Raw genomic sequence first — 13,446 nt, 5'->3', positions numbered from 1 at the left:
GAACGCTCAATACTTCTTGCGGGCGCGGGCCTTCTTCGCGGTCGGCTTCGCGGGTGCGCCGCCGCCACCGCCGCCGCCCTTCTTCTTCGCGGCGCCACGCGCGGCGCGCGCTTCCTTCACCGCGACGCTCGGCGCGCTCGCGGCCGGCTTGCGACGCGGCGCGGCTTCGTCGACCGGCGGCAGCGCACGCACGCGCGGGCCGCCGCCGTTGCGATCGACGCCGGCAGCCGGCGCGGGCGACGGACGCGGCGCCTTCACCGGCGTATCGCGCACGAGGCGGAAATCGATCTTGCGCGCATCGAGATCGACGCGGCTCACCTGCACGCGCACGCGATCCGACAGGCGATAGCGGATGCCCGTGCGTTCGCCGCGCAGCTCGTTCTTGATCTCGTCGTACTGGAAGTAGTCCGAGCCGAGCTCCGTCACGTGCACGAGCCCTTCGATGAACAGCGTGTCGAGCTGCACGAAGATGCCGAACGACGTCACGCCGTTCACCATCCCGCCGTACTCCTCGCCGAGCTTGTCGCGCATGAAGTAGCACTTGAGCCACGCCTCGACGTCGCGCGACGCTTCGTCCGCACGGCGCTCGTTCGCCGAGCAGTGCAGGCCAAGCTCTTCCCAGATCGCCGTGTTCGAGCGCGAACGGCCGCGCGCTTCGTCGTCGGCCTGCTGCATCGCGCGGGCGCGCGGCGACAACGCGGTATTCAGCTCGAAGCCTTCCGGCGCCTTCGGCGCGTACTTCTTGCCCGACAGGATCGCGTAGATCGCGCGGTGCGTGAGCAGGTCCGGATAGCGGCGGATCGGGCTCGTGAAGTGCGCGTACGCCTCGTATGCGAGACCGAAGTGACCGATGTTGTCGGGGCTGTAGACCGCCTGCTGCATCGAGCGCAGCAGCATCGGCTGCAGCATCTGCGCGTCCGGCCGGTCGCGGATCTGCGCCATCAGCGCCGCGTAGTCGCTCGCATGCGGCTTGTCGCCGCCGCCGAGCGACAGACCCATGCCGCGCAGGAACGCGCGCAGGTTCTCGAGCTTCTCCGGCGTCGGCCCCGCGTGCACGCGGTACAGGCCCGGATGCTTGTTGCGCTTCAGGAAATCGGCCGCGCAGACGTTCGCGGCCAGCATGCATTCCTCGATCAGCTTGTGCGCGTCGTTGCGCTGGCGCGGCACGATCTGCTCGATCTTGCCCTGCGAATTGCAGACGATGTAGGTCTCGGTCGTGTCGAAGTCGATCGCGCCGCGCTTTTGACGGGCGGCGAACAGCGACTTGTAGACGCCGTACAGATCCTGCAGGTGCGGCAGCAGGTCGGCGCGGCGCGCGGCCTCCGGCCCCTTCGTGTTCGACAGCACGGCCGCGACTTCCGTGTACGTGAGGCGCGCCGCCGAATGGATCACGGCCGGATAGAACTGGTATGCCTTGATCTCGCCGCGCCCGGTGATCACCATGTCGCACGCGAGCACGCAGCGATCAACCTGCGGATTCAGCGAACAGAGGCCGTTCGACAGCTTCTCCGGCAGCATCGGGATCACGCGGCGCGGGAAGTAGACCGACGTGCTGCGCTCGAGCGCGTCGGCGTCGAGCCCGCTACCCGGCTGCACGTAGTGCGACACATCGGCGATCGCGACGATCAGCCGGTAGCCGTCGCCGCGGCCGACCTTGACCGGCTCGCAGTAGACGGCATCGTCGAAGTCGCGGGCGTCCTCGCCGTCGATCGTCACGAGCGGCACGTCGCGCAGGTCGACGCGGAAACGCAGGTCGGCGGGGCGCACCTTGTCGGGCAGCGCGGCGGCTTCGTCGAGCGCCGGCTGGCTGAATTCGTGCGGCACGCCGTACTTGCGCACCGCGATTTCGATTTCCATGCCCGGATCGTCGATGTCGCCGAGCACTTCGACGACACGGCCGAGCGGCTGCGAATGACGGCTCGGGAAATCGGTCAGCTCGACGACGACGACCTGCCCGACCTTCGCCTTCTTCACGTTCTGCGTGATCAGGATGTCGTGGCCGATGCGCTTGTCTTCCGGCGCGACGATCAGCGCGCCGTTCTCGTTCAGCAGGCGGCCGATCACACGCTTGTTCGCGCGCTCGGTGACTTCGACGACATGCCCTTCCGGCCGGCCGCGGCGATCGTAGCCGACGATCCGCGCGAGCACGCGGTCGTTGTGCATCACCTTCTGCATTTCGCCGTTCGGCAAGAACAGGTCGTCCTGGCCGTCGTCGCGGATCACGAACCCGTAGCCGTCGCGATGCCCTTGCACGCGCCCTGCGACGAAATTCGACGGATGGGTCAACTGGTAGTGGCCGCGCTTGTCGAGGCGGATCTGGCCGTCGCGCTCCATCGCGGCGACACGCCGGAAGAACCCCTCGCGCTCCTGACGCTTGATCGACAGGGCTTCGGCGATGTCGTTGGCGGCCAGCGGCGCGTCGCTCGTACGCAGCACGCCGAGAATCTCTTCACGGCTCGGAATGGGGTACGGATATTTGCTCAAGGGTTTGTCGATGATTGTTCTCGTTGCGTTGACTGATGGTGCACGGCATCAACATAGAGGTGTCCGTCTGACAGTTCTATATTGACGGCGGCGGGTCATTCTATCACCCGCCCGTGTCGCCAAAAGACGGGAATGCCGCCGGCGCGCGCGGCGACGGCCGGTTTGCGATGCATCGCAAAAAAGTGTTGACAGGAATAATTGGGGCGCTATAATTTCGCTTCTTTGCAGCAAGCAGCTACTGCAAAACGTGCCCAGGTGGCGGAATTGGTAGACGCACTAGGTTCAGGTCCTAGCGGTGGCAACATCGTGGAGGTTCGAGTCCTCTCCTGGGCACCATCTGTATTTAAAAAGGTCGGCTTCTAGCCGGCCTTTTTTCATTTTCGGCCCAGGAAGTAAAGCGCCTGCGCGCCCGCCTTCCCTTTCATCGACTCACTGCGGCGGCCTCGTCAAAGCATGCGCTTCAGCACGCCGTTCTTCGACACGAAATGGTGCTTGAGCGCGGCGCCCGCGTGCGCGACCACCAGCAATGCCAGCAGATAGCAGCCGATCTTGTGCAGGACGAACCAGTGCTCGGTAACCGGCCCCGCGCTGAACGGCGTATTCACGTAAACCGCCCAGAACAGCCAGTAGCCGTCCGGCACCATCACGAAGCCGCTGAACAGCACGAACGCGACGAGCGCGTAAATCAGCGAGTGCACCAGATGCGCGATCGACCGCTGCTTCGAAGGAATCGACGCGATGTCGGGCGGCGTCCGACGGAAGAACGACCACACGTAGCGCAGCGGAAACAGCACGATCAGGCTGCTCGCGAGCGACATGTTGAGCGTCGACACGAAACGCCAGACGTCCGGCTGGGTAATGAAGTGCAGCGAGAATCCGGCCACCATCGTGTACAGGATCACGACCGCGAAGATCCAGTGCAGTGCGCGGGAAAAGCGATCGTAGCGGCCGTCATCCGAAGACGCTTGCCGAAAACTGGTCTGAGAAACCGTATGCATGATTCATCCTTTATCGATTGCCATTGCAGTGTTGTGTTGGAACAGTGGATGAAATTATCGACGTCGATTCCGGTATGGATAAGCATCCTCAAAGATTTCAAAACGCCCGGTCCGGCGCTGGCCGGCGCGCGGACGAGCGCCGCGTGGCCGGCCGGCGTCAACGCATCTCGATCAGGAATGTCATCACGCCGTCGCCCGAACCCGCCGTCACGCGCTCGCCGTACTGGTAGTACTGCGCGGTGAACGGCAACGTGGTCGCGCCGACGGTCGCATCGCCGAGGCTGTGCCACGCATTCAACGCCACCGGCGCTTCGTCCTTCAGCACGCGGATCCCCACCCCTTGCGCGGCAGCGTCGCCATGCAGCTTCAGCACGTCCGCCGTGCCCGGCACCGTCTCGCCGAGCAACTGGATCGACAGCGGCGTCGGCCGCGCTTCTCCATACGGGCTGCAGGTCAGGTTGATCGCGAATTCCCGCGACGCACGGGTCGAGCCCGGACCATCGAAAGCGTTCGCGGGCACCGCGCCGAGCGGCACGACAAGATGCTTGGAATCGGTATTGACCGTGCAGGCGACACCGCGCACATAGCTGCTCGTGATGTGCTTGTGCACCACGTTGTGGTCGGGGTCGCCAATCGCGGCCGATGCATCGACGCTCAGCACCTGCCCCTGCAGGAAGCCGGGCGTCACCGGCCCGGTCTTGACGAGTTCCACGTCGATCACGTACTCGCGCGCCGTGCCATCGCCCGGATGCACGCCGAGCAACCCGTCGGTCTGGCCGCCGAGATCCTCGCCATCTCGCGCCACGCGAAGCGCGAGCCCGGGCAGGTTGCTCGCCCAGAGGTTCATGCCCGGCAGCGGACCGAACTCGCTCGCATACCGCAACGTGCGTGGCTCGGGCACGTTCTGGCCGTTGCGCGAGCAGGTGACGGTCAGCGTGAAACGCGCCGACGCGACGATGCCGCCGGCGTCGACACTGTCGGCCGCGATCGGGCCGAACTCGAGCGGATTGAAGTCTTCGGGCGCGCTCAGGCACGTGGCGAACGCGGGCGCCGTACCGAGCGTCAGCGCGACGAGTGCCGCCCAGCGGCGCAGACGCGCGGCAAATCGGAAAGTCGAGGGTTTCATGATCGGGATGACGAGGTTGACGCGGCGTCGGCCCGCAGCGCCGGATGCGCGCGCGAGCAGACGGCCGCGAGTTCGGGAAAATTGCGATGCGCGGTCGATTCGCCGATGTCGTACGACAGCGCGCAGCGTTCGTCCGCACGCATGCCCCAGCGCACGAGCAGGTCGCCGGCGCGGTCGATCCCCGTGACGAAGCCCTGACCGTTCGGGCCGACCATGCCGACAGCCTTGCCGTTCGCCGTCAGCACGGCCGCGCCGAACGGCACCGGCTTGCCCGCGTCGTCGACCAGATCGAGCATCAGGCGCCCGGCCTCGACCTCGAACGGCGCCAGCACGACCGCCCCGCGCGTCGGCACGACGTGCACGATCGCGTTGCGGATCTCGAGCCGGCGATCGAGCTCCGCGGTCCGCAATGCGATGCGGTTCTGCCGGTACGGCGTGACATGCGGCACGACCGCATAACCCGCGCGGTCGGTACGCACGCCGGCATGCGCCACCACGCCGACGCCGGCCGCGCGCTCGCTGCGCACGAGCGCGACGGTTTCGCCGAGCGGCTGCGACAACGTCACGCCGCCGCCGTGCACGAGCACGCCGCCCGCGGCACTGACCGATGTCTGCGAGCCGCCGCGCGCCTGGTTGTGGGTGGCCGAGAACTGGCCGGCCGTCGCCCGATAGTTCAGGTTCAGGGCGCCGCCGAGGCCGTTCGCCGATCGATCGGCGTCGACGCCATAGCTGAGGCTATCGTCGGCGAGCAGCGTGCCGAACACGCCCGCGCGCTGCTCCGTGCCGGCAGTGCCGGCGATCAGCGTCGCGCTGCCGTACGCGCGAGGCGCCGCCGTGCGCCCGCCGCCGATCGGAAGCGACAGGTTCAGCGACACCTGCCGGCTGCTCGCGCCGCGGGCGCGCGACTCGTGGCTGACGCTCACGTTGTACGACACGCGCGATACGCTACCCGAATAGCCGAGCTGCACCAGCCGGTCTTCCCCCGCGCCGTCGCGGTACGTGCGCCGGCTCGCGTTGACGTACAGCGAGCCCGCGCGTCCGAGGTTCTGCGACACGCTCAGCTCGCTGCGGCTGCGCTTGCCGGCGCGATACGCCCACCGGTCGACCGACGCCGCATAGCGCACCGCGACGTCGGACAGGCTGCGATAGCCGTCTGAATAATGATGGTGCGCGGCGCGCAGCTCGGTGCCGGTGGCCGCGAACGCCTTCGCGAACATCAGGCGCGCGGCGCTGCCGGCCCCCGCCTGCCCCGCGTGGTTCCGGTGGCGCGCATGCGTGACGTCGACCGACACCGCGCCCAGGCGCGCCATGTTGCGCGCGACCCCGGCCGCCAGCGCCGCATAGCCGCTCGCGAAGGTCGCGCCGCCGTAGATCGTCGTCTCGCCCGGCAAGCCATAGGCGGCGCTCGCCGACGCGAACCACTGCGGCCGGCCGGAATCGGCGCGCAGGCGGCCCGCGGCCGCGCGATACGACCACGCGTTCTGGCGCAGCAGGGTCGGAATACTCGCCGACGACTGAATGAAGCTGCGCGCCTGCCCGTCGGCCTCGATGATCGTCACCTCGAGATCCGCGTTCGACGCGACCGCATACAGATCGTCGATCTCGAACGGGCCGGGCGGTACGTAGCTGTTGTAGATCAGATAGCCGTTCTGACGGATCTCGACCTTCGCGTGGCTTTGCGCGATGCCGCGCACGACGGGCGCGTAGCCGCGCTGGCTGTCCGGCTGCATGGTGTCGTCGGACGCGAGCTGCACGCCCTGGAAGGCCACGCTGTCGAACACGCTGCCGGACGTGAAGCTGTCGCCGAGCGTCACGCGGCTGCGCCACGCGGGGATGTCGCGTTCGAGATAGGCGTTCGAGAACTGCGTCTGCAAACCGGACGCGTTGCGGTTCGCCATCGCGCTGCCGCGCAGGCGCCACGCGCCGAGGTTCAGGCCCGCGCGCACGCTGCCGTAGGCTTCCGTCGCGTGGCCCGACGGCAGGTCGCCGTAGCGCCGCTGCGCGGCGTTGACACGGTAGTCGATGCGCATCGCATCGATGCCGTTGTCCCAGCGCGACGGATCGACCGAGCCGCGCGGGACCCGCTTCATCTTCGCCTGCGGGACCGTCAGCGACAGCGCCTGGCGATCCGGGTCTACCGTGACGGTCGCGTCCGGCATCGCGTCGCGCAGGTTCATGCAAGCGGACGCATTGTCCTGTGCATCCGCGAGTCGCGGAAACGCCGCGAGATTCACGCCGAACGCATCGAGTTGCGCGGCGCTCAGGCACGGCCGTACCGATTCGTCGGGGGCGCCGCGCTCGAAGCGGATGTCGTTCAGGCCGTACGATTCGCCATTCACCGCCACCTCGACCGGATGGATGCCGGGCAGCAGCACGTTCGCCTCGGCGAACGCGTCGAGGTCCACGTCCGCCTGCGTGTTGCCGAACGCGAGGAACGCGGGATTGAATGCCGTCTGCGCGTGCGCGGACCCGCCGCCCGCGATCGGCAATCCGATCGCGAGGGTCGAGGCGAGCGCGAGCACGCATCGGCGCAGCAGGTGAAGGCGTCGTGTCATGAACGAAAGGCGCGGCGCGCGCCGGATGAACGCGCGCCGCGTGAGGTCTGAAGGATGAAAAGGTCGTAAAAGCGGATCGTGAAGCGCCCGTCGGCCGCGGCTGCGCGACCGCGTCGCATCAGGTGGCGTCGGCCGGCACCGTCACCGTGACGGTCGGCGTCACGGCGCCGTAGTCGTTGATCGTGCTGAACCGCAGCGCGACCGGCTGCGCCGGCAGCGCACGGAGGTTGCGCAGCGGGTAGGTCGTCGCCTGCAACGGCGGCGCCGTCTCGAGATCGACATCCTCGGTCGCCCCCGCATCGACGTCGATCTTCGCGAACGTGACGTGATAAGGCGTCGGATTGAATACCGCCAGCATCGCGCCGGCGCGCGACGGCACGATGCGCCAGGTCAGCGCCGCCGGTGCATCGGCCGCCGAGCCGGTCAGGCCCTGCGGGCGGTAGAACGCCTTGAGCCGCGTCTGGATCGCGATCTGCAACACGTTCTCCTGCTTCGCCGCGACCGGTATTTCCTTCACGTTCAGCCACAGCATCGACTCGCGATCGGCCGGCAGTGCGTGCTTGACGCGCATCACGCGCAGCAGGTTTTCCTTGCCGGGATCGAGCCGCGACAGCGGCGGCGTAACGAAGAACGGCGCTTTCGCGCCGGCCTGCGCGGGCCCGCCGTCGATCCACGCCTGCACGACATACGGCTGGCCGTCCGTGTTCTTCACGGGCACGACGGCCTCGCGCCGGTCTTCCTGCAGGATCACGCGGGTCGCGCCCACCACGATGCCCGCGAGCGCGCCGTGAGTCATGCACAGCCCGAGCATGCAGGCAAGCACGCGGGGTACGAAGCGATGCGTCATCGGCTGGCCCCCTCGGCTCAACGGTAGTTCAGCGTGAACGACGCCGTACCGTTCGCCTCGCCCGCCTCGGTCTGGTCCGACGTCGAAACGTAGTTCGCGGCGAAGTTCAGCACGTTGCTGCCCGGCGTCAACTGGAGTGTGTCGGACTCCGTATTGATGCCGATCTGCTTGCCGTCTTCGTGCATCAACTGGATACCGACGCCTTTCGCGTCGTCCTTGCTGCCGGTGCCGACCGCGAGCAGCGTCGCATCTTCGCCGTGCGACAGCCCTTCGAACTGCGCACGCACGCCGCTCAACTGCTCATTGCACTCGCTCAGCGCGATCTGGAACGGCACGCGACGGCTTTCCCGGCCCGCTTCGGCGAGCTGGTCGATACCGATTGCGCCGAGCGGCACCTGAATATTGCTGTTGTCGATCTTGCAGGTCGTCGCGACGATCTTGCCGTGGAAGTTCACCGTGCCGTCGGCCGCGAACGCGGACGTCGAACCGAATGCCGCCATCAGGGCGAGCAGCACGAAAGGTTTCTGGAACTGTTTCATCGAATGTCTTGGGGAAAAGTAAGGAGCTTCACTGCCGGTCCCGGACAGCGGAACCGTGAACCCGTCGAGTTCACAGGCATTATTCCGGCCCGGTCGCCGCCACCCAACAAATGTGAAGAGATCCTCAACGATCGCCCGACAGGCGCCGCACGCGCGCCGAGCGCGAGCGCGATCTCGCACCGGCGTGACCGAACGTGCCGTTCGAACCGGTGGAAAATGACAGAGAAAGAACAGGTGGATGAATGGATCGCGAAGCGCGCCGCCGCGCATCACGACAGCGTCGCGACGTGCATCGTTGCAATGCCGAACGGCGGCGGAAGGCCAGCGAGCCGAGGCGGTGCGCCACCCCGCGTCGCCGGATCGGGAGACGAAGCGGCCGCTATCCGGCCGGATGCTCAGGCCCGCTCGAGCCGGTATCCGTAGTTGTAGACCGTCGTGATCACGAGGCCATTTTTTGCGCGCAGCCCGAGACTCGAGCGCAGCTTGCTCACGTAGGTGGCAAGCGTCGCGTCGTACTTCCGGTCGACCACGCCCCAGATGCGCTTGATCATCATGTCCTTCGACACGATCCGCCCGACGCTCTCGAACAGCATCAGCGCGACCTCGAACTCGCGCAGAGACAGTTCGACCGGCGCACCGTCCACGGTCGCGGCGTGCGCGCTCACGTCGAGCGCGAACTTGCCGACCTCGACGACCTTCGCCCGCTGCGTCTCGGGATAGTACTTGCGCGCCTGCGCGTTCACGCGTGCAACCAGCTCGCGCTCGCGCAGCGGCTTGATCAGGTAATCGTCGGCGCCGCTGTTCAGACCGAACACGATGTCGTTCTCGCCGTCGTGCTGCGTCATCATGATGATCGGCAGCGCGTCGGCGAACGATTCGCGCGCCCAGCGCATCACCTCGATCCCCGACTTGCCCGGCACGTCCCAGTCGAGCAGCAGCACGTCGACGCGCTGGGTGCGCACCAGTTCGATGAAGCCGTCGCCGTCGTGCCGCACCTCCGTGTCGTAGCCGGCCTTGTTGAGCCAGCCGGCCACGACGCCTGCCTGGGTCACGATGTCTTCAAGTATTGCGACAATCATGTTCGTCCTGATCTCAGTATGCCGCCCCGTCTCCCGGCCCGTTCGCCGCAGCGTCGACCGGAGCGGGCGGCAGATAAACAAAAGTCCATTCGCTGTACGCGCCGCTGTCGCCGAACGCGTCGTATCGCGCCGGGAAACCCTGGCGCTTCAGCGGTTGCCCGGGCGCCTCGCTGAACACGCCCATGATGCCGCCGTCCGGCGCCTTCACGAGCCCCCACTGCGTCGACCCGGTCAGCGGATCGGCGTACAGGCGCCGCAGGTGACGCACCGTCGGCAGCCCGCGACGATCCTCGAGCAGCGCGTCGAGCGACGCCGGATAGCGGCCGCCTCCCGCCGCATTGTAGTAGCTTGCGATCGCCGCGCGAAACTGGTCGCCGACGAACAGGAGCTGCGCCTCGCGGTCGCGCTGCTGCACCGTCGTCCAGATCCGCGCCGCCTGCGTCATGCCGAGCCCGAGCGCCGCGACCAGCATCAGCACGCCGAGATACGCGATGCCGCGCTGTCTGCGCAAGCCGCATCGCCGATCACCACGTCGCATAGTCGCTCCCGTCGAGCGCACGCCCTTTCGCCCCGCTCTTCACGTCCGCGATGCCACCCGTCTCGCCGGCCTGCGGCCGCCACGAGCCGCGCTTGCCGGTGACCGGATCGAGCGGCAGCTCGCGCAGGTAGCGCTGCTCGACCAGCGCATCGAGCGTGGCGGGATCGCGGCCGTGATCCGCCCGATAGTCGTCGATCGACTGGCGCAGCGTGTTCAGGTTGTGACGCAGCACCGTTTCCTTCGCGCGGTCGCTCTGCTTCAGGTAGCCGGGCGCGACGAACGCGGTGAGCGCCGCGATGATCGCCATCACGACGAGCAACTCGATCAGCGTAAAGCCGGCGGCGCGGCGCACACGACTACCACTGGTTGTACGGGACGCCATTGAGGCCCTCCTTGCGGTTGGTCGAGCGGATGTCGAACACGTCCTCACCGGAAGAAAACGAATCGGGATCGCTCGCGTAGCTGCGCGTTTCCCACGTGTCTTCGGGCGCCTTGCCGTCGCATTCGCACATCGGATCGGCGGGAATCTTGCGCAGGAAATACAGTCGCGCACCGTCCGTCGACTTCTTGTCGACGACGCCGTCGACGAGCACGCGCAGGTCGGCCGGGTAGCCGCTCGCGTCGACGCTGCGCTCGATCCGCCCGTCGCTCGCCGCCTCCTTGTATGCATCGAGTGCCGAGCGGATCACGACCAGCGTACGGCGCAGCTCGGCCTCGTCCGCGCGCCGCTTGACGAGATCCGTCAACGGCAGCGCGACGGTCGCGAGCAACGCCAGCAGCGACATCGCCACCATCAGCTCGATCAGCGTAAAGCCGCGCGCACGGGCACGTCGACGGACGCTCATGCGAAGCCCCGCGTGCGGGACAGCAGCATCGGCGCGTCGGCGTACAGCGGCGCGGCCGGTTCGGGCCCGCCCACGAAGCGATCGACGAACGCCTGCAGCGTGGCGATCAGCGAGCGCACCGCGGTAGCGACCCGGTGCTCGCCGCGCGCAGGCGCAGCGGCGGCGCTCGCCTGCGCGTCCGGCGCCGGTGCTCCGGCATGCTCGAGCGCGGCCGGTCGCGCGCGCTGCGACGCCCCGTCGATGTCGCTCGCGCGATCCAGCTCGATTCGCGCCATCGCGATTTCCGCGCGCAGGCCGGCAGGCTTCGCCGGCGTGGCGGCCGCGTGCGGCGCATCCTCTCGCGGCGCTACCGTCCGACGGTTCGCCGCCGTGCCGGCCGGGGCGAGCGCGGCCACCTTGACGGCGGCAACCGGCTGCTGCCCGGCCGCGGCACGCGTACGCATCATTCCCGCGCCGCGCACGCCGGGCTCGACTGCAGGGCTCGTCGCGTCGTCCTGCCGGGCCTCCGCGGGCGCCTGCGGTTGCGCGTCGGCCGACTCTGCCGAGTCGGCGGTGTCGCGCTCCGCGGCTGCACGGTTGCCCGCGGGCGGCGACGGCTCGATCGGCGCGTCCAGATCCGGGCCGTTCGGCGACGGCAGGCGCGCCGGCACGGCCTGCGCGGACTCGAGCGTCAGCGCTTCGGTGGTCACGCGCGACTCGGTGCCCGACAGGAAGGTCGTCACCGCCGACATCGGCAGGTCGAGATTGCGCTCGATATGCGGCGTGATCAGCAGCACGATCTCCGAGCGCTCGTTGCTGCGGCCGTTCGAGCCGAACAGCCGGCCGAGCACGGGCAGGCCCGATACGCCCGGCAGCCCGGCGATGCTGTCGCTTTCGTTGCGCTTGACGAGGCCGGCGAGGATCTGCGTTTCACCGTTCTTCGCGGTCATCAGCGTCTCGGCGTTGCGCGTGCCGAGCGAATACGCGACCAGGCCGGTCTTCGTGGTTTCCTTCGACAGGATGCTGCTGACCTCCATGTTCACCTTGACGCTCACCTCCTCGTTCAGGCTGATGCGCGGTTCGACCTTGAGCATCAGGCCCACGTCCTGGTAGCTGACCGATTCGGTCACGACGCCGTTCGCGTTGGTGGTCGTGACGATCGGCACGCGTTCGCCGATCTTGATGTTCGCCTTCTCCATGTTGCGCACGCGGATCTTCGGATTGGCGAGCGTCTTCGTCTTGCCCTGCTTCTGCAGCAGATCGATCGCGAGCGCGAGGCCGCCCGATTCGCTCGACACGCCGACGCGGTCGCGATTCAGCCGCAGCAGGTCGCCGAGCGTCAGCGCACCGCCTTCCACGCCGCCGAGCGCGTTGAACTGGATCTTGCCCGGATACTGGACGCCGAGATCGAGGCTGTCGTTCATGTTCACCTCGAGCACCTGCACGTCGAGCGTCACTTCCGATTGCGGGATGTCGAGCCCCATCACCACGCGCTCCGCGACCTGGATCGTCTCCGGCGTGTCGCGCATGACGACCGCGTTCACCCGCTCGTCCACGTACACGTCCTTCGGCTTGACCATCTGGCGCAGCGCGGCCATCACCGATTTGGCGTCCGCATGCGACAGGAAGAACGTGCGAATCGCGAACTCCGTGTAATTGCGGGCCTTCTCAGGCTGCGACGGGTAGACGAGCAGCGTGTGCTTGTCGAGCACCTTCTTCTCGAGCTGGTTGGTACGCAGCAGCAGGTTGATCGCGTCTTCGGCGGTCGTGCGCTCCGCGAGCAGCGTCGCGGCCTGACTGGTGTCCACGTCGCGGTCGAACACGAAATTCACGCCGGACACGCGCGAAATCACGTCGAAGATGTTGGCCAGCGGCTGCTGCTTGAAATTGAGCGACACCGGCTTGCGCAGCGCGTCGGACAGTTGCGGGCGCACCGCGCGGCTGGCCTGCGACTGGCGCAGCATCGTGTCGCGCAGGCGTTTGGCGCCCGCGTGGTTCGGTTGCTCGGCGAGGATGCGCCGCGCGATCTCGAGCGCCTCCTGCGGTTTCTCGCCGCCGATGCGCTGCGCGCGCGCGAGGTCGACCGCCATTTGCTGGCGGCGCTTGACCTGCTCGATCGTCTGGGCGGCTTTCAGGTTGCCCGGATCTTCGCCCAGCACGTTCTCCAGGTGATCGATCGCGGCCGCATGGTTGCCCTGCGCGACTTGGCGGTCGGCTTCCTTCAGTTCCGCGCGCACATACGCTTGCCGGCTGAATTCGACGGCGGTCGCGACGGCGATGTCGTCGGGCGCGGCGGCCTGCTGTTGCTGCAGCGTGCCGAGTCGTTCGGCGGGCGTCGCGGCGGCATCGGGCGCGGGATTGAACGGGGTACTTGCGCATCCTGTCAGCGCAAGCGCCGAAATCAGGAGCAACAGACTGACTTTACGTTTCATGATGGTGTTCGGCAGAGGTTGGAT

General features: G+C 67.7%; 11 protein-coding genes and 1 tRNA gene. 1 reads left to right on the top strand and 11 read right to left on the bottom strand.

The genetic code is table 11. The features are described from left to right. Window positions 1-6: 6 nt before the first annotated feature. Entirely contained in the window at window positions 7-2,484 is a 2,478-nt protein-coding gene (gene rnr, locus GJG85_RS07860; protein ID WP_050012543.1) for a ribonuclease R, read from the bottom strand. A gap of 249 nt (window positions 2,485-2,733) precedes the next feature. On the opposite strand from rnr, the gene GJG85_RS07855 reads away from it, so the two are divergent. Continuing rightward, window positions 2,734-2,820: transfer RNA gene (locus GJG85_RS07855), tRNA-Leu, on the top strand. A 110-nt stretch (window positions 2,821-2,930) separates the two neighbouring features. On the opposite strand, the gene GJG85_RS07850 is transcribed toward GJG85_RS07855, so the two are convergent. The 10 genes from GJG85_RS07850 to GJG85_RS07805 all read right to left on the bottom strand — a co-directional run bounded on the left by GJG85_RS07850 (window position 2,931) and on the right by GJG85_RS07805 (window position 13,422). Beyond that, window positions 2,931-3,482, bottom strand: coding sequence for a cytochrome b/b6 domain-containing protein (locus tag GJG85_RS07850; RefSeq protein ID WP_050012542.1), 552 nt, complete (start codon window positions 3,480-3,482; stop codon window positions 2,931-2,933). A gap of 157 nt (window positions 3,483-3,639) precedes the next feature. Beyond that, entirely contained in the window at window positions 3,640-4,608 is a 969-nt protein-coding gene (locus tag GJG85_RS07845) for a fimbrial protein (RefSeq protein ID WP_124630421.1), read from the bottom strand. Beyond that, window positions 4,605-7,163 carry a fimbria/pilus outer membrane usher protein gene (locus GJG85_RS07840; protein ID WP_060733861.1) on the bottom strand — a complete coding sequence of 853 codons (2,559 nt, stop codon included), beginning with the start codon at window positions 7,161-7,163 and terminating at the stop codon, window positions 4,605-4,607. Before GJG85_RS07840 ends, GJG85_RS07845 begins: the two co-directional genes overlap by 4 nt. A gap of 118 nt (window positions 7,164-7,281) precedes the next feature. Beyond that, window positions 7,282-8,010, bottom strand: a complete 729-nt coding sequence (locus GJG85_RS07835; RefSeq protein WP_124637893.1) for a molecular chaperone — start codon at window positions 8,008-8,010, stop codon at window positions 7,282-7,284. A 17-nt stretch (window positions 8,011-8,027) separates the two neighbouring features. Then, window positions 8,028-8,549 carry a fimbrial protein gene (locus tag GJG85_RS07830; protein WP_050012538.1) on the bottom strand — a complete coding sequence of 174 codons (522 nt, stop codon included), beginning with the start codon at window positions 8,547-8,549 and terminating at the stop codon, window positions 8,028-8,030. A gap of 395 nt (window positions 8,550-8,944) precedes the next feature. Further along, entirely contained in the window at window positions 8,945-9,628 is a 684-nt protein-coding gene (locus tag GJG85_RS07825; RefSeq protein WP_050012537.1) for a response regulator transcription factor, read from the bottom strand. Window positions 9,629-9,641: 13 nt separating this feature from the next. After that, window positions 9,642-10,139 (bottom strand): type II secretion system protein, encoded by a 498-nt coding sequence (locus GJG85_RS07820; protein WP_235356172.1) that lies wholly within the window; start codon window positions 10,137-10,139, stop codon window positions 9,642-9,644. Window positions 10,140-10,152: 13 nt separating this feature from the next. After that, on the bottom strand, window positions 10,153-10,548 hold the full coding sequence (locus GJG85_RS07815; protein ID WP_050012535.1) for a prepilin-type N-terminal cleavage/methylation domain-containing protein: 396 nt from the start codon (window positions 10,546-10,548) through the stop codon (window positions 10,153-10,155). Next, complete coding sequence (locus GJG85_RS07810; protein ID WP_089488401.1) at window positions 10,523-11,011, bottom strand: type II secretion system protein; 489 nt, start codon at window positions 11,009-11,011, stop codon at window positions 10,523-10,525. The genes GJG85_RS07815 and GJG85_RS07810 overlap by 26 nt, the downstream gene beginning before the upstream one ends. After that, a complete protein-coding gene (locus GJG85_RS07805) occupies window positions 11,008-13,422 on the bottom strand; it encodes a secretin N-terminal domain-containing protein (RefSeq protein ID WP_204383828.1) in 2,415 nt (804 codons plus the stop codon). Before GJG85_RS07805 ends, GJG85_RS07810 begins: the two co-directional genes overlap by 4 nt. Between the last annotated feature and the right edge of the window lie 24 nt (window positions 13,423-13,446).

It is taken from the genome of Burkholderia sp. MS389, assembly GCF_016899425.1.
GTDB classification, from domain to species: Bacteria; Pseudomonadota; Gammaproteobacteria; order Burkholderiales; family Burkholderiaceae; genus Burkholderia; species Burkholderia sola.
This window is presented reverse-complemented; position numbering and strand designations above follow the sequence as displayed.

Coding starts and splice junctions, on each gene's coding strand:
- GJG85_RS07850 (WP_050012542.1), bottom strand. CDS start 3,482: ATGCATACGGTTTCTCAGACCAGTTTTCGGCAAGCGTCTTCGGATGAC.
- GJG85_RS07845 (WP_124630421.1), bottom strand. CDS start 4,608: ATGAAACCCTCGACTTTCCGATTTGCCGCGCGTCTGCGCCGCTGGGCG.
- GJG85_RS07840 (WP_060733861.1), bottom strand. CDS start 7,163: ATGACACGACGCCTTCACCTGCTGCGCCGATGCGTGCTCGCGCTCGCC.
- GJG85_RS07835 (WP_124637893.1), bottom strand. CDS start 8,010: ATGACGCATCGCTTCGTACCCCGCGTGCTTGCCTGCATGCTCGGGCTG.
- GJG85_RS07830 (WP_050012538.1), bottom strand. CDS start 8,549: ATGAAACAGTTCCAGAAACCTTTCGTGCTGCTCGCCCTGATGGCGGCA.
- GJG85_RS07825 (WP_050012537.1), bottom strand. CDS start 9,628: ATGATTGTCGCAATACTTGAAGACATCGTGACCCAGGCAGGCGTCGTG.
- GJG85_RS07815 (WP_050012535.1), bottom strand. CDS start 10,548: ATGGCGTCCCGTACAACCAGTGGTAGTCGTGTGCGCCGCGCCGCCGGC.
- GJG85_RS07810 (WP_089488401.1), bottom strand. CDS start 11,011: ATGAGCGTCCGTCGACGTGCCCGTGCGCGCGGCTTTACGCTGATCGAG.
- GJG85_RS07805 (WP_204383828.1), bottom strand. CDS start 13,422: ATGAAACGTAAAGTCAGTCTGTTGCTCCTGATTTCGGCGCTTGCGCTG.